Source organism: Roseateles depolymerans, assembly GCF_003387155.1.
GTDB lineage: Bacteria > Pseudomonadota > Gammaproteobacteria > Burkholderiales > Burkholderiaceae_C > Roseateles > Roseateles depolymerans.
In genome coordinates this window covers 495,156-518,884 of sequence record NZ_QUMT01000002.1, presented here as the reverse complement: position 1 = coordinate 518,884, position 23,729 = coordinate 495,156, and the positions used below count along the sequence as shown (strand labels likewise).

The window sequence follows — 23,729 nt, the reverse complement described above, 5'->3', positions numbered from 1 at the left end:
TCGCCAAAAGAAAAAGGCCGGTTCATCAGAACCGGCCTTGAGAGATTAACGCATCCGGGATGCGTGATCTCGGGTCAGGGTCAAGCCGCTGCGTGCGCACCGCCCGTGGTCACCGCGGGCGTGCCGCCGTTGTCGGGCTTGTTGGTGGGCGGGGTCCAGTCCTTCGGAGGACGGGGAGGACGGCCTTCCATGATGTCGTCGATCTGCTCGGCGTCGATGGTTTCCCATTCGAGCAGCGCCGTCGCCATGGCGTGCATCTTGTCCTTGTTCTCCTCGATCAGGCGGCGAGCCGTGCTGTACTGGTCGTCGATGATCTTGCGGATCTCGTTGTCGACCTTGCGCATGGTCTCTTCCGACATGTTGGTCGTCTTCGTGACCGAGCGGCCCAGGAAGACTTCACCTTCATTGTCGGCATAGACCATCGGGCCCAGCTCGTCGGTCATGCCGTAGCGGGTGACCATGTCACGGGCGATGGCGGTGGCGCGCTCGAAGTCGTTGCTGGCGCCGGTGGTCATCTGGTTCATGAACACCTCTTCCGCGATACGGCCGCCGAACAGCACCGAGATGGTCGAGAGCATGCGCTCCTTGTCCATGCTGTAGCGGTCGCCTTCCGGCAGCTGCATCGTCACGCCCAGGGCACGACCACGCGGGATGACGGTGACCTTGTGGACCGGGTCGGTCTTGGGCAGCAGACGCGCCACCAGCGCATGGCCGGCTTCGTGATAGGCGGTGTTCTTGCGCTCTTCCTCGGGCATGACCATGGACTTGCGCTCGGGGCCCATCATGATCTTGTCCTTGGCCTTTTCGAAGTCCTGCATGTCCACCACGCGGCCATTGCGGCGGGCGGCAAACAGGGCGGCTTCGTTGACCAGGTTGGCCAGATCGGCACCAGAGAAACCGGGCGTGCCACGGGCCAGGATGTCGGCACGGACGTCCTGCCCCACCGGCACCTTGCGCATGTGCACATTCAGGATCTGCTCACGGCCGCGCACATCCGGCAGCGTGACGTAGACCTGGCGGTCGAAACGGCCGGGACGCAGCAGGGCCGGGTCCAGGATGTCCGGACGGTTGGTGGCGGCCATGACGATCACACCGAGGTTGGTGTCGAAGCCGTCCATCTCCACCAGCATCTGGTTGAGGGTCTGCTCGCGCTCGTCGTTGCCGCCGCCCAGGCCTGCGCCGCGGTGACGACCGACCGCGTCGATTTCGTCCACGAAGATGATGCAGGGGGCGCTCTTCTTGGCCTGCTCGAACATATCGCGGACCCGGGCTGCGCCCACGCCGACGAACATTTCCACGAAGTCAGAACCGGAAATCGTGAAGAACGGCACCTTGGCTTCGCCAGCGATGGCCTTGGCCAGCAGCGTCTTGCCGGTCCCGGGAGGGCCGACCAGCAGCACGCCGCGGGGAATGCGACCGCCCAGCTTCTGGAACTTCTGCGGGTCCTTCAGGAAGTCCACCAGCTCCTTGACCTCTTCCTTGGCTTCGTCGCAACCGGCGACGTCCGCAAAGGTGGTTGAGTTGTTGGCTTCGTCCAGCATGCGCGCCTTGGACTTGCCGAAGCTGAAGGCGCCGCCCTTGCCGCCGCCCTGCATCTGGCGCATGAAGTACACCCAGACGGCGATGAGCAGCAGCATCGGGCCCCAGCTGAGCAGGATGCCCATCAGGACCGACGGCTCTTCGCGCGGCTTGACGTCGAACTTGACGCCGTTGTTGATCAGGTCACCGATCAGACCACGGTCCAGGTAGGTGGCCGTGGTGCGCACCTTGGCGCCTTCCGAGTTGACCGCCACGATTTCCGTGCCGCTGGACCCTTCCTGCAGGGTGACCTGCTTGATGCGCTTGGCACGCACATCGTCGAGGAAGTCGGAGTAAGCGACCTGATTCCCCTGCGTTGCGCTGCGATCAAACTGCTTGAAGACGGTGAACAGCACAAGGGCGATCACCATCCATACAGCCACTTTCGAGAACCACTGATTGTTCACCGCGACTCCTTCATCTTTCCGTCCCCTGCAGCCACGACGAACTTCCGAGGCGCAGGACTTGGACGGTACATGGGGTTGATTCTAGGACAGTCAAGTCCCCACCCCTGATTGGCAATTCCATGTCCGCTGATAGATATTGCCATGTTCACCGGCCCCCGGTGGCACTGATTCGAGGCCTTTGCGTCGATCTCATCAGGGTTTGGGGCCGATTTCGCCAGTTTTTTGTGGGCTTTGTCCCTGAATGTGCCGCACTGCCGGGCGAAGCCTAGCGTTTCAGGCCAATGCCCACCAGAAAGTTTTCTGACGATTTATCTCTCGAGGCCTTGGGTTTGGCGGTTTTGACCTTGCGAAACTGGTCCTTGAAGGCCTTGACCAGCTCATCGTACCCCGCACCGTGAAACACCTTGGCCACCAGGGCGCCTTCAGGCTTGAGGTGGCGGGCGGAGAAATCCAGCGCCAGCTCGATCAGGTGGGCAATGCGGGCCGCGTCCGTGGCGGCAATGCCGGAGAGGTTGGGCGCCATGTCCGACACCACCAGGTCCACCGGCGCGCCGCCCAGTGAGGCTTCCAGCTGGGCCAGCACCTCGTCTTCCCGGAAATCCCCCTGGATGAATTCGACGCCCTCGATGGGCTCGAACTCCAGCAGGTCCAGGGCGATGATGCGGCCATTGAGCTGCCCCGCGGCCGCCCCGCCCACGCCCGCCTCTTTCGGGGCGAAGCGGCGGCGCAGGTATTGGCTCCAGGCGCCGGGCGAAGCCCCCAGGTCCACCACCACCTGACCGGGACGGATCAGCTGGAATTCCTCATCGATTTCCTTGAGCTTGTAGGCGGCGCGGGACCGAAACCCCTCTTTCTGGGCGAGCCGGACGTAGGGGTCATTCACGTGCTGATTCAGCCACGCCTTGTTGACCTTCTTGCTTTTGGTGTCGATTTTCATGAGGGGGGAGTCAATGCGGGAATTGCAGGCGCGCAGGTCGGCGCCGGAGCAACGGACAGCGATTTTGCCTGAATGTCCCTGGCGCCAATGGCGAGCTTGGGCAAGGCTTGGGACGGGTGCGCCAGAGCCGGCGCCCTGCCCTGTTGTCACGACACGACGACCTGAGTGACCCGCTCTGTCCTTGCCGCGGCTTGTCACCGCACGGAAAAGCCGCCACTCACGGATAATGCGCATCATGCCTGCTATTCAACTGACTCCTGCCCAGCGCAAGGAAAAACGCGCCGACGCCCACCATCTGGATCCGGTGGTGATGATCGGCGCCGACGGCCTGACCCCGGCCGTGACCAAGGAAGTGGACGCCGCCCTGAAGGCCCACGGCCTGATCAAGGTGCGTGTGATGTCCGACGACCGGGACGGTCGCGAATCCATCCTGGCCACTCTGGCCGAAGAACTCGACGCGGCCCCCATCCAGCACATCGGCAAGCTGCTGGTGCTGTGGCGCCCGATGCCGGAGAAGGAAAAGGCGGTGCGTGAGGACGCCCGTCCCGCCCCGAAGACGGTCAAGATCGTCAAGTTCTCCAAGAGCGGCAACAACCGCCCGCAGATCAAGAAGGTGCAAGTGCTGGGCAACCAGCGCGTGACCCAGGGCGGCGAAATCAAGCGCGCCAAGAAGCCGCGCCAGACCAGCGTCAAGAAGACCAGCGTTTCCTGAGCGATCGGGCCCACCAAGAAAAAAGGACGGTCACTGACCGTCCTTTTTTTTCAGGGCTTGCTGCGCGGCATCACCCGCCAGGCCAGCACCACCACCGCCACCATCCTCAGGCCAAACAGCGCCATGGACACCGCATGCAGTTGCAGGAAGGTCCAGGACCCCTGCCCTTGCTTGGCCGACTCCATCAGCGGCTGCAGGCCGTAATAGCCCAGCACGGTGAGAAACAGCGCCACCAGCGGCAGCACCAGGGCCCAGCCCATGGCCGAGCCGGCGCTCTGCCCGTCGCGATGCAGGCGCCGCTCCATCATCACCAGCAGCACGCCGGCCGCCAGCGCGATGCGGGCGTCCATCTCGAAGAGGCGGCCCACATACAGGCCGGCCTGCGTCCGCTCCAGCGTGGCAAAGGCATTGGGCGCGGCGAGCCAGGCCACGGTGAGCAGCTCACCGGCCCACAGCGCCGCCAGCAGCGCCCTCGCCCGCGCCAGCATCACAGGTACCGGACGTCGACGATCTCGTAGCGCTTGATGCCGCCCGGGGCTTGCACCTCGGCCACATCACCGGCTTCCTTGCCGATCAGGGCGCGTGCAATGGGCGAGCTGATCGAGATCAGGCCCTGCTTCAGGTCGGCTTCGTCGTCGCCCACGATCTGGTAGGTGACGGCGGCGCCGCTTTCCTCTTCTTCCAGATCCACGGTGGTGCCAAAGACCACGCGGCCGCCCGCGTCCAGCTCGGACGGGTCGATCACCTGCGCGGCCGCCAGCTTGCCTTCGATCTCGAGGATGCGGCCTTCGATGAAGCCTTGCTTGTCCTTGGCCGCTTCATATTCCGCGTTCTCGGACAGGTCGCCTTGCGCGCGCGCCTCGGAGATGGCGTTGATCACGGCATGACGCTCGACCGTCTTGAGTCGATGCAGTTCTTCCTTCAGCTTTTCAGCGCCGCGCTTGGTCAGGGGGATCGTGGCCATGTGTAGAACCTAGAAATTACAAAACAAACCGCCGCTGCCGCTCAGGGACGCTGAGCAGCGGCGGCGGAATGGATATCACCAGTTTAATGCAGTTCGGCGTGCAGTTCCTGCAGCGATTGCACCAGTAGACCGTCGCGATGCTTCATGCCCTCCGCGGCGGCTTCGCAGCCGGCCATGGTGGTGTAGTAGGTCACGCGGTTGGCCAGGGCAGCCTGGCGGATGTGGCGGCTGTCGGCGATCGCGGCGCGGGTCTCATCCACGGTGGTGAACACCAGCTGGATGTCGCCGCCCTTGATCATGTCCACGATGTGCGGACGGCCGTCCTTGACCTTGTTGACCACCTTCACCGGAATGCCGGCGTCGGCAATCGCCGCAGCCGTACCCTTGGTGGCCACCACGCCAAAGCCCAGGGCCACGAGGTCGCGGGCCAGCACCACGGCACGGTCCTTGTCGCCGTTCTTGACGGTGATCAGCACGTTGCCCTGGCGCGGCAGGCGCGAACCTGCGCCCAGCTGGCTCTTGAGCATGGCTTCGCCGAAGGTGCGGCCGGCCCCCATGACTTCACCGGTCGAACGCATTTCCGGGCTGAGGATCGGGTCCACGCCAGGGAACTTGTTGAACGGGAACACGGCTTCCTTGACCGAGTAGTACGGCGGCTGGATTTCCACCGGCGGCTTGCCGCCTGCGGCCTTCTGGTCCTTGAGCTTGGTGCCGGCCATGCAGCGCGCGGCGATCTTGGCCAGCGGCTGGCTGGTGGCCTTGGAGACGAACGGCACGGTGCGGGACGCACGCGGGTTCACTTCCAGCACGTACACCGTGTTGTCGGCCAGGCCCTTGGTCACATCGCCCTGGATGGCGAACTGCACGTTCATCAGGCCGATCACCTTCAGCGCTCGGGCCATGGCGGCCGTCTGGCGGCGCAGCTCTTCCTGCAGTTCCTTGGACAGCGTGTAGGGCGGCAGCGAGCAGGCCGAGTCGCCGGAGTGGATACCGGCTGCCTCGACGTGTTCCATGATGCCGCCCATCATGACGTCCTCGCCGTCGCAGATGCAATCGACGTCCACTTCCACGGCGTCTTCCAGGAAGCGGTCCAGCAGCACCGGAGACTTCTCGGAGACCCGCACCGCTTCGCGCATGTAGCGCTCCAGGTCCTTGTCGCCGTGCACGATTTCCATCGCGCGGCCGCCCAGCACGTAGCTGGGGCGCACCACCAGCGGGTAGCCGATCTCGTTGGCCAGCGCCACGGCCTGCTCTTCATTGCGGGCGGTGCGGTTGGGCGGCTGCTTCAGGCCCAGCTTGTGCAGCAGTTGCTGGAAGCGCTCGCGGTCCTCGGCCATGTCGATGGAATCGGGCGTGGTGCCGATGATGGGCACGCCATTGGCTTCCAGGTCCAGCGCCAGCTTCAGCGGGGTCTGGCCGCCGTACTGCACGATCACGCCGACCGGCTTTTCCTTGGCCACGATTTCCAGCACGTCTTCCAGCGTCACCGGCTCGAAGTAGAGGCGGTCGGAGGTGTCGTAGTCGGTCGAGACGGTCTCGGGGTTGCAGTTGACCATGATGGTCTCGTAGCCGTCTTCGCGCATGGCGAGGGCGGCATGGACGCAGCAGTAGTCGAACTCGATGCCCTGACCGATCCGGTTCGGACCACCGCCCAGCACCATGATCTTCTTCTTGTCGGTCGGGTTGGCTTCGCACTCCTCGTCATAGGTGGAGTACATGTAGGCCGTCTGCGTCGCGAATTCGGCGGCGCAGGTGTCCACCCGCTTGTAGACCGGACGCACATTCAGCGCGTGGCGGGTCTGGCGGACCTCATGCTGGTTCGTGCCCAGCAGCTTGGCCAGGCGCTTGTCCGAGAAGCCCTTCTTCTTGAGCAGACGCAGCTCGTCGGCGCTGAGCGACGCCAGCGTGCGGCCCTTGAGGCTCTGCTCGATCTTGATCAGCTGCTCGATCTGGGCCAGGAACCAGGGGTCCACGGCCGTCTCTTCGTAGACCTCATCCAGCGTCATGCCGACGCGGAAGGCGTCGCCCAGGAAGAGGATGCGCTCCGGGCCGGGCTCGCCGATTTCCTGGATGATTTCCTCGCGGTCGCTGCTGCGCTCGGTCAGGCCGTCGATGCCGGTTTCCAGGCCTCGCAGGGCCTTCTGGAACGACTCCTGGAAGCTGCGGCCCATGGCCATCACTTCACCGACCGACTTCATCTGCGTCGTCAGGCGCGAGTCGGCCATCGGGAACTTCTCGAAGGCAAAACGCGGGATCTTGGTGACCACGTAGTCGATGCTGGGCTCGAACGAGGCCGGGGTGATGCCGCCGGTGATGTCGTTACGCAGCTCGTCCAGCGTATAGCCCACTGCCAGCTTGGCGGCGATCTTGGCGATCGGGAAGCCGGTGGCCTTGGACGCCAGGGCCGACGACCGGGACACACGCGGGTTCATCTCGATCACGATCATCCGGCCGTTTTCCGGATTGATCGAGAACTGCACGTTCGAGCCGCCGGTGTCCACGCCGATCTCGCGCAGGATGGCGATGGAGGCATTGCGCAGCAGCTGGTATTCCTTGTCGGTCAGCGTCTGCGCGGGGGCCACGGTGATGGAGTCCCCGGTGTGGATGCCCATCGGGTCCAGGTTCTCGATCGAGCAGACGATGATGCAGTTGTCCGCCTTGTCGCGGACCACTTCCATCTCGTATTCCTTCCAGCCGATCAGCGACTCTTCGATCAGCAGCTCATTGGTCGGGGACAGGTCCAGACCGCGCTTGCAGATCTCTTCGAATTCTTCCGGGTTGTAGGCGATGCCGCCGCCGGTGCCGCCCAGCGTGAAGCTGGGGCGGATGACCATGGGGAAGCCGCTGCCGCCGATGTCGGCCTGGATGCGCTTTTGCACCGCCCAGGCTTCTTCCATCGAATGCGCGATGCCGGACTTGGCTGAGTCCAGGCCGATCTTGGTCATCGCGTCCTTGAACTTCAGGCGGTCTTCCGCCTTCTCGATGGCCTTCTCGTTCGCGCCGATCATCTCGACCTTGTACTTCTCCAGCACGCCATGCTTGTGCAGGTCGAGCGCGCAGTTCAGTGCGGTCTGGCCGCCCATGGTGGGCAGGATGGCGTCCGGGCGCTCCTTGGCGATGATCTTCTCGACCACCTGCCAGGTGATGGGCTCGATGTAGGTGACATCGGCCGTGTCGGGGTCGGTCATGATGGTCGCAGGATTGCTGTTGACCAGAATGACCTTGTAGCCTTCTTCGCGGAGGGCCTTGCAGGCCTGGGCGCCGGAGTAGTCGAACTCGCAGGCCTGGCCGATGATGATCGGGCCCGCGCCGATGATCAGGATGCTTTGAATGTCAGAACGTTTTGGCATTGCGGGTCTCCATCAGGCCTTGGACATCAGACCGATGAAGCGGTCGAACAGATAGGAAATGTCATGCGGGCCGGGGCTGGCTTCCGGGTGACCCTGGAAGCAGAACGCCGGCTTGTCGGTGCGGGCCAGGCCTTGCAGCGTGCCGTCGAACAGGCTCACATGGGTGGCGCGCAGGTTGGCCGGCAGCGATTCGGGATCCACTGCGAAGCCGTGGTTCTGGCTGGTGATGCTGACGCGGCCGTTGTCCAGGTCCTTGACCGGATGGTTCGCGCCGTGGTGGCCGAACTTCATCTTGAAGGTCTTGGCGCCGGAGGCCAGGGCCATGATCTGGTGCCCCAGGCAGATGCCGAAGGTGGGAATGCCGGCTTCGATCAGCTGGGCCGTGGCCTTGATGGCGTAGTCGCAGGGTTCCGGATCGCCGGGGCCGTTGGAGAGGAAGACACCATCGGGTTCCAGGTCGAAGACCTCGGAGGCCGGCGTCTGGGCCGGCACGATGGTGATGCGGCAGCCGCGCGAGGCCAGCATGCGCAGGATGTTGCTCTTCACGCCGAAGTCGTAGGCCACCACGTGGAAACGGGGCGCGGTCTGGTCGCCGTAGCCCTTGCCCAGGGTCCACTCGGTCTGGGTCCAGGTCTCGCGCTCGGTGCGGCTGACGACCTTGGCCAGGTCCAGGCCGGCCATGCTGGGCGCGCCCTGGGCCAGCGCGATGGCTTCGGCGATCAGCGCATCGGTGATCTGCTCGCCTGCCTGCAGGGCCAGGATGCAACCGTTCTGGGCGCCCTTTTCACGCAGCACGCGGGTGAGGCGGCGGGTGTCGATGTCTGCGATGGCGACCGTGCCTTCGTCCTGCAGGTACTGGCGCAGCGATCGCGTCTTGCGGAAGTTGGAATCAAGGACCGGGGCTTCCTTGATGATCAGGCCTGCGGCATGGATCTTCGTGGCCTCGACGTCCTCATCATTGATCCCGTAGTTGCCGATGTGCGGATACGTCAGGGTGACGATCTGGCGGCAGTAGCTGGGGTCCGTGAGAATTTCTTGGTAGCCGGTGAGCGAGGTGTTGAACACCACTTCACCGACGGTCCGGCCGGCAGCGCCGAGCGCGGAACCCTTGAAGACCGTGCCGTCTGCCAGGGCGAGGATCGCTGGGGGGGAGGAAAGCAGATCGGGCAGCACGGGTAACTCCGTTGTTGTGCGCGCGCCCAGCTCTGCTCCAGCCTCGCGGTAGCCCATGGAGTCAGTGACGTTGGCGCTGGGGTCCTGGTACCGCTTGGGTACTTCTTCGGCATGTCCTGGGGACTTCCTGGACCCTGTGCAGGCGCCTTGGCTCCCTGGATGGGCGCGGTAGGCTGCAGGCTGCGGGCAATTCAGGAGGACCGATCAAGAAGTGGCGAAAGACAGGTTGCGGCGCGAAGGTCGGCTGCTCGAAGTCGGGCTACTTAAAGGTCAATCGGGAAAGAGTGATTCCTTGCGAGGGGTGAAGTGTGCGAGGCGCGGTAGGTTGCGGGTAAACCTGCTAAGTATAGCCTGCCAGGGTATGTACTGACCAGATTTGCGCAAACGGATGAGGTGAGCTGGGCGCGCTGCGACGCACCATGCAGCACGGTGGTGCAAAGGCGCGATGCAACCCAAGCTTTGCACGGCGGCGCGCCGGCAAGCCAGCCACGGCAGACGTGACGACGGGGATGGCAGGCGGCCAACCGCCCCTCCATCGCCCTCATCGTTCGCCTGCAGCGCGGCCGATCAACCCAATGCGGCGATGCCTGCCTTCGCCACTTGCGCATCCTCGGCGGACTTCACGCCGCTGACGCCCACGGCGCCCACACAGTGACCATCCACCATGACGGGCACACCGCCTTCGAGCAGGCCTTCGAGGGGCACGCTGAGGAAGGCGGCGCGGCCGTTGTTGACGATGTCTTCATACACCTTGGACTCGCGGCGCCCCATGGCGGCGACCTTGGCCTTGGCGGGGGCGATGACGGCGGAGCTGGCGGCGGCGCCGTCCTGACGCTGGAGCCACAGCAGGTGGCCGCCGTCATCCACGATGGCGATGGTCACGGCCCACTGGTGCTTTGCGGCTTCGGCCTCTGCGGCGGCAGCGATGCGCTTGACGTCTTCCAGACTCAGGTAGGGCTTTTGCTTCATGGTGGTAAGGTAAGGGTCAATGGGGAAGCTGCCACTTTAGCCAAGGTGGCGGCGCACTCTGCAACCCCGCCCTACAATCAGGACAGTTTCTTTTTCATGGAGGTTCGTATGAACAACCAAGGTCTGCAAAACCAACCCGGCTCGCAACCCGGCTCGTTCGGGGGGTATGGTGGCTCTCTGGCGGTCGACCGTCAGCGGGTGCTGCGCAACACGTATCTGCTGCTGGCGCTGTCGCTGGTGCCGACGGTGCTGGGGGCCTGGCTGGGCGTCCAGACGCACTTGTTCGAAGGCATGCGGCATGGTTTGACCAGCCTGGTGTTCTTCGTGGGCGCCATTGGCCTGATGTTCCTGGTGGAGAAGAACAAGAACTCGGGCTGGGGCGTGGCCTTCCTGATGGGCTTCACCTTCTTCATGGGGCTGATGCTGTCGCGCCTGGTGGGTGCGGTGCTGGGCCTGTCGAACGGTCCGTCGCTGATCATGACCGCGTTCGGTGGCACGGCCGCCATTTTCCTGGCGATGGCTTCGCTGGCCACGGTGGTCAAGCGTGACCTGTCGGGCCTGGCCAAGTTTCTGTTCGTGGGCGCTGTCATTCTGATGATCGCGGGCATTGCCAACATCTTCCTGCAATCGTCGGCGCTGATGCTGACGATGCTGGTGGGCGTGCTGGGCGTGTTCTCGGCCTTCATGCTGGTGGACGTCAAGCGGATTCTGGACGGCGGCGAGACCAACTACATCAGCGCGACGCTGGCCCTGTACCTGGACATCTACAACGTCTTCCAGGCCCTCCTCTCCCTCCTCGGCATCTTCGGCGGGGACAGGGACTAACCTCCCTACGCGCTGCGCGCGCCCCCCAGGGGGCAAGGCGGAGCCCGGCAAAGCCGGATCTCCAGCCTTCGCTGGGGGCGGGTGGCAGGGAGACTGTCTCGGCAGCATCCAGCCAGCGGCCACCCTTGATTTTCCGTGCGCAACGGGAAGGCGCTTATCGCAGCACTGACTGTTTTCTACGAGAGCAGTCCGCCGAAAAAACAAATGGGCCCTCGGGCCCATTTTTTTCGTCCATCCAAACCACCACCCGCGCCATACGCGCCACACGCGCCACCCCACCTGACCAAGGGTGGCCGCTCGGTTTGTCCTGCCGCGACGGTCGCGCTGCCACCCGCCCCCAGCAGAGTCTGGAGATCCGGCTTTGCCGGGCTCCGACTGCCCCCCTTGGGGGGCGCGCGTAGCGCGTAGGGGGGTTACCTAGTGAACACTGCGATGGATTCGACGTGGGCGGTGTGGGGGAACATGTTGACGGCGCCGGCGCCCACGCAGCGGTAGCCCGCCACGTTCACCAGCAGACCGGCGTCTCGCGCCAGCGTGGCCGGATTGCAGGAGACATACACAATCCGCTTCGGAGGGGTCCAGCCCGGCGCCAGCGATGGGTCCTGCACCAGGTCCGCCAACGCCTTGGACAGCGCAAAAGCACCCTCTCGCGGCGGGTCGATCAGCCAGCGGTCCGCCACCCCATCCGCCGCCAACAGCTGCGGCGTCATCTCGAACAGGTTGCGCGCCACAAACGACGCCTTGTGGCTCAGCCCATTGCGCTGCGCATTCTCCCGGGACCGCTGCACCAGCGCCTCGCTCCCCTCGATGCCCAGCACCTCACGCGCCTGCGTCGCCAGCGGCAGCGTGAAGTTGCCCAGCCCGCAGAACCAGTCAATCACCCGCTCCTGCGGCTGCACACCCAGCAGGCGCAGCGCGCGCCCCACCAGCACCGTGTTGATGTGGTGATTCACCTGAGTGAAGTCGGTGGGCTTGAAAGGCATCACCACCCCAAACTCCGGCAGGGTGTAGGCCAACTCCGGCCCGCCTTCGTCCAGCAGGTGCACCGTCTCCGGACCCTTGGGCTGCAGCCACCATTGCACGCCGTATTCGGCAGCAAAGGCGCGCAGCTTGGCCACATCCCCTGCACTCAGCGGCTCCAGGTGGCGCAGCACCAGCGCAATCACCTGCACGCCATTGCTGTCACCAATGGCCAGCTCGATTTGCGGCAGGCGGTCCCGCGCATCCATCGACCCCACCAGCGCCCGCAGTGGCATCAGCATGTCGCTGACCTGCGGCGGCAGCACCTTGCAGACCTGCATGTCGGCGATGTAGCGGCTCTTGCGCTCGTGGAAACCCACCAGCACATGCCCCTTCTTCGGCACGTAGCGCACCGACAGCCGCGCCCGGTATCGATAGCCCGTCGCCGGACCCTCGATGGGCCGCAGCAGCGATTCCGCCTTCACCTTGCCCAGGTGCCAGAGGTTGTCCTCCAGCACCCGCTGCTTCACCGCCACCTGCGCGCCCGGATGCAGATGCTGCATCTTGCAGCCGCCACAGGCGCCGGCATGCAGCCCAAAGTGCGGACAGACCGGCCGCACCCGCTGCGAACTCTCACGGCGCATGGCCACCAGGGCCGCCTGCTCCCAGTTGTTCTTCTTGCGGCCGACGCTGACCTGCACCTCTTCACCGGGCAGCGCGCCCTCGATGAAAACGACCTTGCCTTCGCTGTTGTGGGCCACGCCCTGCGCTTCAAGGTCCAGCGATTCGACCTTCAGCCATTCCGAAACATCAGTCATAACCGCGCATTATCTGGCATGGGCACGTCGGCATGCCGGGCCGCGAGGCGAAGTCAGAAGATGGAATCGCGGTTGATGCCCTGCCGCAGCATGTTGCGCTTGAGCTTGGCCTGCGCCTCGATCTGGATCTGCCGGATGCGCTCCCGCGTCAGCCCCAGCCGCACAGCCAGCACGTCCAGGGTTTCCGGCTCACGGTCGGCCAGCCCATAACGCCCGGCCAGCACCTCCCGCTCGCGCTCGCTGAGCGAGGCCAGCCCCGCCTTGAGCAGCCCCTCCAGCTCATGCGTGAGACGCAGCCCCGCCGGATCCATCGCCTGTTCATCGGCCACGAGATCCAGCATCGATTCGCTGCCCTCCCCGTTGCGATCCACCGGCGAGTCCAGGGAACTCGGCAACTCCGCATAGGCGAGCAAGGCGGCGATTTCCTCCACCGGCCGGCCCAGTGCGCGGGCCACATCCTCGTCCCGCACCTGCGACTCACCGCCCTGCCCCGCAGACAACGCCTCCAGCGAGCGCCGTGCCTTCAGCACCTGATTCAGCTCCCGCACGATGTGCACCGGCAGCCGCACCAGCCGCGCCTGATGCATCAGCGCCCGCTCCACCGCCTGTCGGATCCACCAGCTGGCGTAGGTCGAGAAACGAAAGCCGCGTTCGGGCTCGAACTTGCCGATGGCATGCATCAAGCCGAGGTTGCCCTCCTCGATCAAGTCGCTCATCGGCAGGCCGCGGCCCAGGTAGTTCTTGGCGATGCTCACCACCAGGCGCAGGTTGTGCTCGATCATGGCCTGGCGGGCTTCGAAGTCGCCGGCGCGTGCCCGGGTGGCCGTCTCGAATTCCTGTTGCGGGGTCAGCAGCGGCGTGCGGCGGATGTCGCGCAGATAGGCCTGCAAGGCATTGCCGAGATCGCCCCCTTCCATGGGCGCGAGCAGCGGCTGGCTGGCCCGGCCTTCTTCCGGGGCGTCAGGCGCATCAGCCTCCCCACCGTCCCCAGCTTCCGCGCCAGAGACACCCACCGCCACTTCCATTTCGGCTTCCGCCACGAGCAGCAGGTCAGCGTCATCGACCACCACTGGCAGATCGACCGCGGCGTCATCACCCACCTCGAGCAATTCCACGGCGACATCGTCCGGGTCGAAGTCAGCTGCCTCGGTGACGCCGGCAGCATCGGCGGGATCGGCCGAATCTGCGTAATGCACGGAATCCACCGACCCGTCAGATCCGTCGAATCCATCGGCTTGGTCGGGCTCTTCGTCCGTCGGCGAGTCTGCCACCGCCTCTTCGGGCGGCGACATGTCGTGGATGTGAGGGACATCCTTCGCCAGCGCCCCTTCCATCACGGCGGGCGGGCGGGCCGCCAGCGAAGGCGGCAATCCATAACGGCCAGCTTCCTGGCCTGGAGACCGGTTGGGCAAGTCATGCCCATCCCGTGAGGCGGCGCGTTGACTCATGTCGCGGCGCCTCCTTCAGCGCCTGCTAACGGTTGGGCAACAGCTTGGCAGGGTCGATTGGCTTGCCCTGCTTGCGCACCTCGAAGTGCAGCTTGACCCGGTCCGTGTCGGTATCACCCATCTCAGCGATCTTCTGACCCTTGCGCACCACCTGATCTTCCTTCACGAGCAAGGTCTGGTTGTGAGCGTAAGCCGTCAGATAGTTCGTGCTGTGCTTGATGATGATCATGTTGCCGTATCCGCGCAAGCCCGCACCCGCGTACATCACGCGGCCATCGGCGGCGGCGAAGACGGGATCGCCGGCTTTGCCGGCAAAGGCCAAGCCCTTGTTGCGGACTTCGTCAAAGCCTGCTAGGACCTGACCGGAGGCGGGCCAGCCCCAGCTGATGTCGTCATCGTCCTTGATGACAGGCGCCGTGGGAGCCGAAGCCACCACGCCCGTGGGGCCGCTGGACGGCAATGCGCTGGTAGCCGGCGCCGAGGCGCCGTTGCCCGTGGTGGTGGCTGCGGAGGTGGCGCCAGACCCAGCCCCTGATGCAGCCCCCGATGCCGCACCCTTGGCATCCAGCGGACGGCTGTCCACGCGGGTGGACGCCAGCGGACGGGTGGTCACCGAGGTGGGATCGACACCCGGCGGCACCACACGCAACACCTGTCCCACTTCGATGATGTTGGGATTGTCCATGCCGTTCCAGCGCGCCAGTTCGCGCCAGGACTGGCCGTTGTCCAGCGCAATGCGGATGAGCGTGTCCCCCGGCTTGACGGTGTAGTAGCCCGGCTTGCCGGCGTTCTCGGCACCCGGCAGCGGCTTGGGCGGCTCGGCCACAGGCGTCGGGGACGGGGCCGAAGTGGTCGGCGCGGGCGGCTTGCCAACGGTGCGTTCCTCCACGGGCGCGCGGTGCGGCGTGACGGTACACCCGACCAGCGCCAGCAACAGCACGGAGACCCCTACCAGCGGAAGACGATGAAGATGTTGCATGCGCTTTTGTTTGTCGTTACAGAACGCTGTATCCGGATCTGTCGACCCGTTACATGACGCCCGATTTTAGGGGCACGAACAGGACCGCCTCATGCAAGCTGCGCACAAAGCGAGAACCCTGCGCATCGCGCACATGGTCGATCAGCACCAGCACCTGGCCGCGGCCGCTGGGGGCGGTCATCGGGGCCACCAGGCGGCCACCCGGGGCGAGCTGGTCCAGCCAGGCCTGGGGGATGTCGTCCCCGCCGGCGGCTGAAATGATGCTGTCGTAAGGGGCCGAGGGCGCATGGCCGAGCATGCCGTCGCCCCACACGAGGCGTACCCGCGAATAACCGGTCAGATGGCCACGGGCCTTGTCGTGCAGCGGCTTGAGCCGCTCCACCGACACCACCTGGCGTGCCACCTGCATCAGCAGCGCCGCCTGATAACCGCAGCCGGTGCCGATCTCCAGCACGCGGCCGAGGTCGCCCCGGGCCTGCGCGCCCGGCGCCGCCAGCATCAGCGCAATCATGCGCCCCACCACCGACGGTTTGGAGATGGTCTGGCCGTGGCCAATGGGCAGGCTCGTGTCCTCGTAGGCCTGGATGGCCAGGGCGGTGTCGACGAACTCGTGCCGCGGCACAGTGGCCAGGGCATTGAGCACCCGCTCATCGGTCAAGCCTTCCATCCGCAGCCGCTGGACCATGCGCTGGCGCACGCCGGCCGAGTCCAGCCCGAGGCCGCTGGGCGGCGTCGTGCGCGCCTTGAGGGCCGCCGCCTGCTGCCAGTGCCCCTGCGGCTTCAGCGGTTCACGCGCCACGGCGGCGCCAGGCTTGGGCGTGCTGCCCAGCTGTTGCAGCGACAGCGGGAACCGCTTGGCGCGCGGCGGGGTGTCACTCATGCCGCGCCGTTGAGCTTGAGGCGCTGGCGCCAGGCCCCCAGGGAGGCATGCTCGGTCAGGTCCACCTGCAGCGGGGTGATGGAGACCTTGCCGCTGGCCGTGGCGTGGAAGTCGGTGCCCTCCCCGGCCTCGCGCGCATCGCCGGCCGGGCCGATCCAGTAGATCATCTCGCCGCGCGGGCTGCGCTGCTGGATGGTCGCTTCGCTGGCATGCCGGCGGCCCAGGCGGGTGACTTCACGCGGCAGTTGAGCAGCATCGGAACGATTGGGAATGTTCACGCTCAGCAGGAAGGGCTGGCCCAGCCCGCCGGCGATCACCTCTTGCACCAGCTGGCGGGCCATGGCAGCGGCCGCATCCAGGTGGCCCCAGCCCTTTTCGACCTGCGAGAACGCAATGGACGGGATGCCGAACAGGTAGCCCTCGGTGGCTGCCGCAACGGTGCCCGAATACAGGGTGTCGTCGCCCATGTTGGCGCCGTTGTTGATGCCGGAGAGCACCAGGTCGGGCCGGTAATCCAGCAGCCCGGTCAGCGCCAGGTGGACGCAGTCCGACGGCGTGCCGTTGACATACCGGAAGCCGTTGGCCGCGGTGAACACCGACAGCGGTCGGGTCAGCGTCAGCGAATTCGAAGTGCCGCTGGCATTTTGCTCAGGGGCAATGACCTCAATCTGCCCCAGCCCTTCGCAGGCACGCACCAGCGCGTGCAGACCAGGGGCGAGGTATCCGTCGTCGTTGGCGATAAGTATGCGCATGAACCGCATTGTAGGCAGACGTCACCTGAGGGACGCAGCAGCCCCGGGCGGCTCCCTATCATCGACCCGACATTGAACCGACAAGCACAAGGAGCGCCCCCATGAAAGCCTGGCTCTGCGAGAACCCGACCGGCGTCGAAGCCCTGCAATGGAAGGACCTGCCCCAGCCGCAACCCGGGCCGGGCCAGCTGCGGGTGAGCATCCGCGCGGCGAGCCTGAACTTTCCGGACCTGCTGATCATCCAGAACAAGTACCAGATGAAGCCACCGCTGCCCTTTGTGCCGGGGACGGAATTCGCGGGCGTGGTGGATGCGGTGGGCGACGGCGTGACCGGCTTCAAGCCGGGCGACACGGTGGCCGCCTTCACCGGCACCGGCGGGTTCGCCACCGAAGCCCTGGTGCCCGCCGCGCTGGCGCTGCCACTGCCCGCGGGCTTTCCGTTCGAAGACGCAGCCGCCTTCATCTGCACCTATGCCACCAGCCACCATGCGTTGATGGACCGGGCCGCGCTGCAAGCCGGAGAGACGGTGCTGATCCTGGGCGCTGCCGGTGGGGTCGGCACCGCCGCCATCCAGATTGCCAAGGCCGCCGGCGCCCGGGTCATCGCTGCCGCGTCCACGGACGCGAAGTGCGCCCGCTGCAAGGAGCTGGGGGCCGACGCCACCATCAACTACGGCACCCAGTCGCTGCGGGATGAACTCAAGACCTTGACCGAGGGCCGCGGCCCGGACGTCATCTACGACCCGGTGGGTGGCGATCTCTCCGAAGCCGCTTTCCGCTCCATCGCCTGGCGCGGTCGATACCTGGTTGTGGGCTTTGCACAAGGCCAGATCCCGGCGCTGCCGCTGAACCTGGCGCTGCTCAAGGGCGCTTCGATCGTGGGCGTGTTCTGGGGCGAATTCGCGAAGCGGGAACCGAAGCGCAATGCGGAGATGATGAAGGCTCTGGCCACCTGGTATGCACAGGGCAAGGTCAAGCCGGTGATCGACCAGGTGCTGGCGATGGAGGACCTGCCGCAGGCCTTTGCCCGCATGAGCGGCCGCGCGGTCGTGGGCAAGCTGGTGGTGGTCAACCGTACCTGAGACGAACAGGGGTACAGTTCTGGAGACTGCCCCATAAAAAAGCCGGCCTCCACCCTCTTCGCGGGGGCGTGGGGGGACTGAGCCTGCGCTAGGATGCCGGAGCTCTAGCTTACGCATTCCCATGGCCGTCAAAGTTCTCATCGTCGAAGACAATCCGGTAGCCCGCAGCTTCCTGTGCCGGGTCGTGCGCGAGAGTTTCAGCGACGGCATGGAGATCACTGAAGCCGGCGACCTGGAAGGCGCGCGCCAGCAGCTGGCCCGCGCGGACGCCGAGGCGGGCAGCCCCGGCTTCAAGCTGATCCTCATCGACCTGGAACTGCCGGACGGCAACGGCATGGAGTTCCTGGGCGAGCTGGCCAATCGGCCGGCGGTGAAGATCGTCACCACGCTGTATTCCGACGACGATCACCTCTTCCCCGCCCTGCAGCGTGGGGCGGACGGCTACCTGCTCAAGGAAGACCGCTTCGAGGTGCTGGTGGAAGAGCTGCAGCGCATCGTGCGCGGCCAGCCGCCGCTGTCCCCCGCCATTGCGCGGCGCCTGCTGTCGCACTTCCGGCCAGGGTCCAGCGGCGATTCAGGCCCGATGGGTCTGAACTCGGGCTTCGGCACCCTCACCTCCAGCGCCACGCCCAGCGGGCGCGGCGTCACGCTGGACCCGCTGCCCGAATGGGAACGGCTGACGCCTCGCGAGAATGAGGTGCTGACCTACTTGAGCAAGGGCTTCACCATCAAGGAAATCGCCAACCTGATGGGCATCAAGTGGTTCACCGTGAATGACCACATCAAGAGCATCTACAAGAAGCTCAATGTGTCCAGCCGCGCAGAGGCGGCCGTGCTGGCCAGCAAGCAGGGGCTGGTTTGATTTGCCTATGAAGGCAAGAACTTAGTCTTTCGGGGTTTGTGGCTTCTATGCCACCAGTGCGCGCCTCGGACGAGCCACGGCACGCTTAAACAAAGCCTTTTAGGGGCTGCAACGGGCTCGTTCTGGCACACGGTTAGTACATACGTGGCACGAGTCTGAAAGCGACTGGCCTCGCTTCGGTCCAATGCCACGATGGCATAGCATTGGCGACCACCAACGCGCCTCGCTCGTCATGCATCTTGATCCCATCGTCACACGCCGCTTTGCTGAACTCAAGCAAAAGGGGGAAGCGGTGCTTGCTGCCAAGAGCGTGGACTTCACAACCTTGGAAGGTCGTCCTGTCTACAAGGTGCCGTCCGATGCCTACAAGGAATGGGCGACCAACGTCCTGAACTTACTGCACCGCACATTCGGGCAAGACAGCGTCCATTACAAGCACTTTTCCGAACATTACAGCGCATTTCAAGGATGGCTGCGCGACGGCGAGGACAGTTTTGCCATCTTCTGCGCAGCCCGGGAGGACTACGAGGGCGGCTACCTGTTTCGGATGCGGACCCTTGCGAAAGCAGAAGTCCTTTCGGACGCGCTGAGCCAAGCGCAGTCGCTTCTGGCGTCTGGCTACAAAGACCCTGCCTGTGTCCTCGCCCGCGTCGCACTTGAGTCCACCTTAAAAGACCTTGCCGACATGCACGGCCTGCCACAAGGGAAGCTAGAAAAGATGAACGTAGAACTTTGCCAAGCTGGCGCCTACAACATGGCCAAACAGAAGCAGATCACGGCTTGGGCAGATATTGGCAACAAGGCTGCTCATGGCAAATGGAACGACTATTCAGACCAAGACGCCAGAGCAATGGTTGCAGGCGTCGAAGCTCTGGTCGCAGACCTGTAGCAGTGCATCCGGACCACCCCAGACTCGCGACTTCCAGCCGAAAAATGTCAGCGGGTATTTGATAGCGAATCGGGCCAAAGTACGGCCCGCCCCACCCCTCGTTTCCCGCAGACGTCCCAACGCCACTAGAGGGCTAGGCGAGCGACGTGGACCTCCGCCGCGCTGTGCTTCATATGTGGTTCACCGCCGATGACCACATCAAGAGCATCTACAAGAAGCTCAATGTGTCCAGCCGCGCAGAGGCGACGGTGCTGGCCAGCAAGCAGGGATTGGTCTAACACCCCTTCTGGCGGACAGATTGCCCTCCCCGATGGGAGAGTCATCCTCTCATCGGCGGCACAACTCTGTTGCCTTGGGTAAGCTGGGTTCGACACGATCACGGTTGATCGACAGAACCTGGAGAAAACCCATGACAACATCCCAGCCTCCTTCATCGGCGACACGCACAGGGTTGCAGCGGCGTGCACCCCTCATGGTCATGGCGGCCGCTGCGCTGCTGGCAGGCTTGAGCGCCTGCGCCAGCGGGCCGGCCACCCCGACGACGCCTGCGGGCAGCCTGCCTCACACTTCGCGCTGGGATCAGCAGGAATGGGTGGTGACGGCCCTGAATGGCGCTGAACTGCCCGTCACGGGCCCGCGCCCCACCTTGAGCATCCAGGACGGCGTGGCCTCGGGGACCGATGGCTGCAACCGATATCGGCGTCCACTCAAGCCGGCGTCGGACGTGCCGTCCGCGTTGCGCTTTGATGATGCGGGGGGTGCCTCCACGCGCATGGCTTGCCCGGGCGAGGCGGAGTCCGTCTCTCGCGGATGGAATGCCGCCATGCTGGCCACGCGCTCGGTGCGCACCGAGCCCAAGCGGCTGACCTTGGTGGACGAGAGCGGCAACATCGTGGCAAGGCTCGCACCGCTCAAGCCTTGAGACGCAGGCGCGCAAAGCGGGACGCTTGGGATGGCGGGGCCTCTACACTCGGCGGTCCACCCATCAGCGCCTGACCTGGGCGCGCCTGTCCCCCGCCAATGAAAGACAAAATGGTCCCGATCATGCTCACGCTCCTGGCATCGGTGTTCGTGCTGGCGGGGCTCTTCTTTCTGTACGGCGCGCTCAGCAACCTTCTCAAGAGTCACCGGACATCATCGTGGCCCACAGCGACCGCTGCGCTGACTTCGGTGGAGCTGAAGCGGCATACCGCATCCAAACGCGCCACCTACGAAGCTGACGTCCGCTACACCTACCGGGTGGGTGGACAGTCCTACGAGGGCAGCACCCTGTCCGTCGGATATGGCGGGTCCAGCGACGCATCCGCCCATGAGGCACTGGTGAGAAAGCTCGAGTCGGCCAGAACCGTGGTGGTGCGATACAACCCGGATGCACCGGCTGAGTCCGTGCTCATTCCAGGGATCAGCCGCGCCCACTGGTTTCTTCTTGCGTTCTCACTGACGTGGCTGGTGGCGGTGATCGGGATGATCACCACGGCGATTCTGGGCCTGCAATCGGACGCCTCGTGGCTGGATCGGCTGGTGGTGATTGAAGGAAAGACAGCGCCGTAAGCGCAAGACACCCCAATCGATGGCCTTGGCGCTGGCCATGCGCCGCCGTGATCCTTCAATCGCTTTCCAGCCCCTCCAAGCGGCTTCCTGCGCCTTCAGGCGCCCTCGCCCGCGCAGCGACCACTGCCGCACCGTCACCGACCAATGCGTGCCATGCAGGGCTTTGGCAACGCCACAAACAAAAACGCCGACAAGACGTTGATCTTGTCGGCGTTCGCGGCATTGCTGCCTTATCCGGTGGGGTGGCTGATGGGACTCGAACCCACGACAACCAGAATCACAATCTGGGACTCTACCAACTGAGCTACAGCCACCGGCGAAGAAATAGATTATGGCTCAGATTTCTCTCTGTAGGAAGCGTCTGAAGAACATTTCCTGAGAATTTTTTGAATCGCACTCAACGCATGTGCGATGAGCGAGCAGCCACCTTCGCGGTGGCTGCCCAAAGCCATTACGGCGCTGGCGACGAGGCCGCTTCCGAAGCCGCCAGCGACTTCTGCACCGCCGGCTTGATGGCGGCCTTGTACTGGGTCTTCATCGCGTTGTAGAAGCTCATCAGTTCCGCAGCCGCCCAGGTCTGGGCGTACTGGTCCGACGCGCGCTTCGGATCGATCAGCGACGGGTCACGCGGCAGCACCTTGTTGATGCGCACCACCAAGTATTGACCGTCGCCCGCATCCACGCCCACGAAGGCCGGCAGCTTGGACGTATCCGCACGCAGCACCTGCTCCAGCGCCTTGCCCTGCAGGCCCGACGGCTTGGCGCGCGACACCACGGTCGCTTCGCTCAGACCCTTGGCATCACCGCCCTTTTGCAGTTCCGCCAAGCGCGCCTGGCCCGCCTTCGTGGCCGCTTCCTTGGCATGCTGCTGCACCCAGGCGGCGGCCACAGCAGCCTTCACATCGGCCAGCGCCGGTGTGCGGCTCGGGTGGTAGGCCACCACGCGGGCCGACACCAGTTGGCTGGAGCCAGTCTCCACCGCAGCGGTGTTGCGCTTGTTGTTCAGCGTGTCGTTGGCAAACACGGCATCCAGCAGCTTGCTCGAGGCCAGCACGCCGGTCGCATTGGCAGCCGGCTTGCGCTGCACGGTGGCCTTCTGCACGGTCAGCTTGAACTTGTCAGCGGCCGGCTTGAGGCTGTCGCTTTGCTCGTAGACCAGATTACCGAAGTCATCGGCCATCTCGGTGTAGCGCTTCTGCGCGAGTTCCTTGCGCAGGGCTGCTTCGATTTCGGGACGCACTTCTTCCAGCGGACGCAGCTTGCCACCGCGGATGCCGGTCAGCTTGATGATGTGATAGCCGAAGTCCGACTCCACCAGGTTGCTGATCTCGCCTTCCTTCATCGAGAAGGCCGCGTCCTGGAACGGCTTGACCATGGCGCCTTCACCGAAGAAGTCCAGGTCGCCTCCGCGCGCGGCGGAACCCGGGTCGTCCGAGTTCTTTTTGGCCAGTTCGGCAAAACCGTCAGGGTTCTTCTTGGCTTCGGCCAGCAGCGATTCCGCCTTGGCTTTGGCCTTGGCCTTGTCGGCCGCCGACATGTCCGGCGTCGTCTTCACCAGGATGTGGCTGGCGCGGCGCTCTTCCGGAGCCTTGAAGTTCTTTTCGTTCTGCTTGTAGAAGCCTTCAACGTCCGCCGGATTGATCGTGACGTTGCTGCTCAGCGCGGCCTGGTCCAGCACCACGTATTCGATGTCGGCGGTCTCCGGCTGCACGAACTTGGCGGAGACCTTCGGGTCCTTGTAGAAGGTTTCGAGGTCGGCATCGGTGGGCGTCAGCGTCGCAGCGAATTCACGCACGTCAAAACGCTGGAACTGCACCTCACGCTGCTGCAGCAGGGCATCGAAGGCCAGGTTCGCACTGGACTGCGTCGGCAGCGCGCTTTCGGCAATCGGGCCCAGCACCTGGTTGGACAGCGCGCCCTGACGCACACGTGCCAGCAGGCCATCCGCCGTCAGGCCCATGGCCGACAGCATCTCCTTGCGCAGCTTGCCCGATTCGTCATACAGGAAGGACAGCTGAGGGTCGGTGCGGATGAGGCTCACCAGCTGCTGATCGCTCAGGCTGCGGTGTTCCTTCTCGACGGCCGTGGCCACCACGCGGTCGCGCACGAGGGTGTCGAGCACCTGGCGGCGCATCTCGGGCGTGTCGAACAGCTTGGGATCCGCATTGGGCGCCTGCTGGCGCATGCGCTCCTGCTGGTCTCGCACGGCCGCATCCCATTCGGTCTGCGTGATCTTGCGATCACCCACCGAAGCGACGGCGGAATTGCTGCCGTCCATGAAACGGCTGTAGCCCTCGACACCCACCAGCACGAAGGACGGCAGGATCACAATCAGCAGCAGGAACTGGAGCAGTCGCGTGTGCTTGCGAACGAAATCAAACATCAACAACCTCAGATGAGCCTTGCGCACATACGACAAAGGCGAACCTCGGTTCGCCTTTGCGCAGCGGCATTCTAGCCTCGGGATTGGTGGGCGCTGACGGTCTCGAACCGCCGACCTACTCCTTGTAAGGGAGCCGCTCTACCAACTGAGCTAAGCGCCCGAGGATCTGTCCCTTCCCTGCAAATGCCGGGTTGGGGGGCGAAGCCTACC

20 protein-coding genes and 2 tRNA genes are annotated in these 23,729 nt (G+C 64.8%); 7 read left to right on the top strand and 15 right to left on the bottom strand.

Annotation, left to right across the window (positions count from 1 at the left end; translation table 11 throughout):
• Positions 1–80: 80 nt before the first annotated feature.
• Positions 81–1,985, bottom strand: a complete 1,905-nt coding sequence (ftsH, locus tag DES44_RS10300) for an ATP-dependent zinc metalloprotease FtsH (RefSeq protein WP_058934855.1) — start codon at positions 1,983–1,985, stop codon at positions 81–83.
• 265 nt (positions 1,986–2,250) lie between these two features.
• Positions 2,251–2,922, bottom strand: coding sequence for an RlmE family RNA methyltransferase (locus tag DES44_RS10295; RefSeq protein ID WP_058934854.1), 672 nt, complete (start codon positions 2,920–2,922; stop codon positions 2,251–2,253).
• A gap of 235 nt (positions 2,923–3,157) precedes the next feature.
• On the opposite strand from DES44_RS10295, the gene yhbY reads away from it, so the two are divergent.
• Entirely contained in the window at positions 3,158–3,634 is a 477-nt protein-coding gene (yhbY, locus tag DES44_RS10290; protein WP_058937374.1) for a ribosome assembly RNA-binding protein YhbY, read from the top strand.
• Between the two features lie 50 nt (positions 3,635–3,684).
• Here yhbY and DES44_RS10285 read toward each other — a convergent pair whose 3' ends face one another.
• The 5 genes from DES44_RS10285 to DES44_RS10265 form a co-directional block, all read right to left on the bottom strand.
• The gene (locus DES44_RS10285) at positions 3,685–4,122 is read right to left on the bottom strand and encodes a DUF4149 domain-containing protein (protein ID WP_058934853.1); all 438 of its coding nucleotides are present in this window, start codon (positions 4,120–4,122) and stop codon (positions 3,685–3,687) included.
• Positions 4,122–4,598, bottom strand: a complete 477-nt coding sequence (greA, locus tag DES44_RS10280) for a transcription elongation factor GreA (RefSeq protein WP_058934852.1) — start codon at positions 4,596–4,598, stop codon at positions 4,122–4,124. Before greA ends, DES44_RS10285 begins: the two co-directional genes overlap by 1 nt.
• A gap of 83 nt (positions 4,599–4,681) precedes the next feature.
• The gene (gene carB, locus DES44_RS10275) at positions 4,682–7,948 is read right to left on the bottom strand and encodes a carbamoyl-phosphate synthase large subunit (protein ID WP_058934851.1); all 3,267 of its coding nucleotides are present in this window, start codon (positions 7,946–7,948) and stop codon (positions 4,682–4,684) included.
• A gap of 12 nt (positions 7,949–7,960) precedes the next feature.
• Entirely contained in the window at positions 7,961–9,121 is a 1,161-nt protein-coding gene (gene carA / locus DES44_RS10270; protein ID WP_058934850.1) for a glutamine-hydrolyzing carbamoyl-phosphate synthase small subunit, read from the bottom strand.
• Positions 9,122–9,688: 567 nt separating this feature from the next.
• A complete protein-coding gene (locus DES44_RS10265; RefSeq protein WP_058934849.1) occupies positions 9,689–10,090 on the bottom strand; it encodes a GlcG/HbpS family heme-binding protein in 402 nt (133 codons plus the stop codon).
• A 108-nt stretch (positions 10,091–10,198) separates the two neighbouring features.
• Here DES44_RS10265 and DES44_RS10260 point away from each other — a divergent pair, with 108 nt between their 5' ends.
• Positions 10,199–10,915, top strand: a complete 717-nt coding sequence (locus tag DES44_RS10260; protein ID WP_058934848.1) for a Bax inhibitor-1/YccA family protein — start codon at positions 10,199–10,201, stop codon at positions 10,913–10,915.
• Positions 10,916–11,328: 413 nt separating this feature from the next.
• Here the strand turns inward: DES44_RS10260 and rlmD are convergent, their stop codons facing one another.
• The 5 genes from rlmD to surE form a co-directional block, all read right to left on the bottom strand.
• A complete protein-coding gene (gene rlmD, locus DES44_RS10255) occupies positions 11,329–12,693 on the bottom strand; it encodes a 23S rRNA (uracil(1939)-C(5))-methyltransferase RlmD (RefSeq protein WP_058934847.1) in 1,365 nt (454 codons plus the stop codon).
• Positions 12,694–12,746: 53 nt separating this feature from the next.
• Positions 12,747–13,718: an RNA polymerase sigma factor RpoS gene (rpoS, locus tag DES44_RS10250; RefSeq protein ID WP_083526030.1), complete on the bottom strand. Its 972-nt coding sequence runs from the start codon at positions 13,716–13,718 to the stop codon at positions 12,747–12,749.
• A 448-nt stretch (positions 13,719–14,166) separates the two neighbouring features.
• The gene (locus DES44_RS10245; RefSeq protein ID WP_058934846.1) at positions 14,167–15,120 is read right to left on the bottom strand and encodes a peptidoglycan DD-metalloendopeptidase family protein; all 954 of its coding nucleotides are present in this window, start codon (positions 15,118–15,120) and stop codon (positions 14,167–14,169) included.
• Between the two features lie 49 nt (positions 15,121–15,169).
• On the bottom strand, positions 15,170–16,000 hold the full coding sequence (locus DES44_RS10240; RefSeq protein WP_058934845.1) for a protein-L-isoaspartate(D-aspartate) O-methyltransferase: 831 nt from the start codon (positions 15,998–16,000) through the stop codon (positions 15,170–15,172).
• A complete protein-coding gene (gene surE, locus DES44_RS10235; protein WP_058937372.1) occupies positions 15,997–16,752 on the bottom strand; it encodes a 5'/3'-nucleotidase SurE in 756 nt (251 codons plus the stop codon). Before surE ends, DES44_RS10240 begins: the two co-directional genes overlap by 4 nt.
• A gap of 101 nt (positions 16,753–16,853) precedes the next feature.
• Between surE and DES44_RS10230 the strand changes: the two genes are divergently transcribed.
• The 5 genes from DES44_RS10230 (at position 16,854) to DES44_RS10205 (ending at position 21,136) form a co-directional block, all read left to right on the top strand.
• Positions 16,854–17,834 carry an NADPH:quinone oxidoreductase family protein gene (locus tag DES44_RS10230; RefSeq protein ID WP_058934844.1) on the top strand — a complete coding sequence of 327 codons (981 nt, stop codon included), beginning with the start codon at positions 16,854–16,856 and terminating at the stop codon, positions 17,832–17,834.
• A gap of 121 nt (positions 17,835–17,955) precedes the next feature.
• On the top strand, positions 17,956–18,696 hold the full coding sequence (locus DES44_RS10225; protein WP_058934843.1) for a LuxR C-terminal-related transcriptional regulator: 741 nt from the start codon (positions 17,956–17,958) through the stop codon (positions 18,694–18,696).
• Between the two features lie 232 nt (positions 18,697–18,928).
• Positions 18,929–19,585 (top strand): DUF4145 domain-containing protein, encoded by a 657-nt coding sequence (locus tag DES44_RS10220; RefSeq protein ID WP_170156646.1) that lies wholly within the window; start codon positions 18,929–18,931, stop codon positions 19,583–19,585.
• A 409-nt stretch (positions 19,586–19,994) separates the two neighbouring features.
• Positions 19,995–20,507, top strand: coding sequence for an META domain-containing protein (locus tag DES44_RS10210; protein ID WP_170156645.1), 513 nt, complete (start codon positions 19,995–19,997; stop codon positions 20,505–20,507).
• 122 nt (positions 20,508–20,629) lie between these two features.
• Complete coding sequence (locus DES44_RS10205; protein ID WP_170156644.1) at positions 20,630–21,136, top strand: DUF3592 domain-containing protein; 507 nt, start codon at positions 20,630–20,632, stop codon at positions 21,134–21,136.
• A 238-nt stretch (positions 21,137–21,374) separates the two neighbouring features.
• Here DES44_RS10205 and DES44_RS10200 read toward each other — a convergent pair.
• From DES44_RS10200 to DES44_RS10190, 3 genes are all read right to left on the bottom strand, one after another.
• Positions 21,375–21,450, bottom strand: a tRNA-His gene (locus DES44_RS10200).
• Positions 21,451–21,587: 137 nt separating this feature from the next.
• Positions 21,588–23,519 (bottom strand): peptidylprolyl isomerase, encoded by a 1,932-nt coding sequence (locus tag DES44_RS10195; protein WP_058934839.1) that lies wholly within the window; start codon positions 23,517–23,519, stop codon positions 21,588–21,590.
• A gap of 84 nt (positions 23,520–23,603) precedes the next feature.
• A tRNA-Val gene (locus tag DES44_RS10190) sits at positions 23,604–23,679 on the bottom strand.
• Positions 23,680–23,729: the final 50 nt, after the last annotated feature.

What these genes read in the sequence shown, in the direction of transcription:
- DES44_RS10195 (WP_058934839.1), bottom strand. Translation starts at nt 23,519, where the DNA reads ATGTTTGATTTCGTTCGCAAGCACACGCGACTGCTCCAGTTCCTGCTG.
- DES44_RS10220 (WP_170156646.1), top strand. Translation starts at nt 18,929, where the DNA reads ATGCATCTTGATCCCATCGTCACACGCCGCTTTGCTGAACTCAAGCAA.
- DES44_RS10295 (WP_058934854.1), bottom strand. Translation starts at nt 2,922, where the DNA reads ATGAAAATCGACACCAAAAGCAAGAAGGTCAACAAGGCGTGGCTGAAT.
- DES44_RS10225 (WP_058934843.1), top strand. Translation starts at nt 17,956, where the DNA reads ATGGCCGTCAAAGTTCTCATCGTCGAAGACAATCCGGTAGCCCGCAGC.
- DES44_RS10260 (WP_058934848.1), top strand. Translation starts at nt 10,199, where the DNA reads ATGAACAACCAAGGTCTGCAAAACCAACCCGGCTCGCAACCCGGCTCG.
- DES44_RS10230 (WP_058934844.1), top strand. Translation starts at nt 16,854, where the DNA reads ATGAAAGCCTGGCTCTGCGAGAACCCGACCGGCGTCGAAGCCCTGCAA.
- rpoS (WP_083526030.1), bottom strand. Translation starts at nt 13,718, where the DNA reads ATGGAAGTGGCGGTGGGTGTCTCTGGCGCGGAAGCTGGGGACGGTGGG.
- DES44_RS10285 (WP_058934853.1), bottom strand. Translation starts at nt 4,122, where the DNA reads ATGCTGGCGCGGGCGAGGGCGCTGCTGGCGGCGCTGTGGGCCGGTGAG.
- yhbY (WP_058937374.1), top strand. Translation starts at nt 3,158, where the DNA reads ATGCCTGCTATTCAACTGACTCCTGCCCAGCGCAAGGAAAAACGCGCC.
- DES44_RS10205 (WP_170156644.1), top strand. Translation starts at nt 20,630, where the DNA reads ATGCTCACGCTCCTGGCATCGGTGTTCGTGCTGGCGGGGCTCTTCTTT.
- carB (WP_058934851.1), bottom strand. Translation starts at nt 7,948, where the DNA reads ATGCCAAAACGTTCTGACATTCAAAGCATCCTGATCATCGGCGCGGGC.
- surE (WP_058937372.1), bottom strand. Translation starts at nt 16,752, where the DNA reads ATGCGCATACTTATCGCCAACGACGACGGATACCTCGCCCCTGGTCTG.
- DES44_RS10245 (WP_058934846.1), bottom strand. Translation starts at nt 15,120, where the DNA reads ATGCAACATCTTCATCGTCTTCCGCTGGTAGGGGTCTCCGTGCTGTTG.
- greA (WP_058934852.1), bottom strand. Translation starts at nt 4,598, where the DNA reads ATGGCCACGATCCCCCTGACCAAGCGCGGCGCTGAAAAGCTGAAGGAA.
- rlmD (WP_058934847.1), bottom strand. Translation starts at nt 12,693, where the DNA reads ATGACTGATGTTTCGGAATGGCTGAAGGTCGAATCGCTGGACCTTGAA.
- DES44_RS10240 (WP_058934845.1), bottom strand. Translation starts at nt 16,000, where the DNA reads ATGAGTGACACCCCGCCGCGCGCCAAGCGGTTCCCGCTGTCGCTGCAA.
- DES44_RS10210 (WP_170156645.1), top strand. Translation starts at nt 19,995, where the DNA reads ATGACAACATCCCAGCCTCCTTCATCGGCGACACGCACAGGGTTGCAG.
- DES44_RS10265 (WP_058934849.1), bottom strand. Translation starts at nt 10,090, where the DNA reads ATGAAGCAAAAGCCCTACCTGAGTCTGGAAGACGTCAAGCGCATCGCT.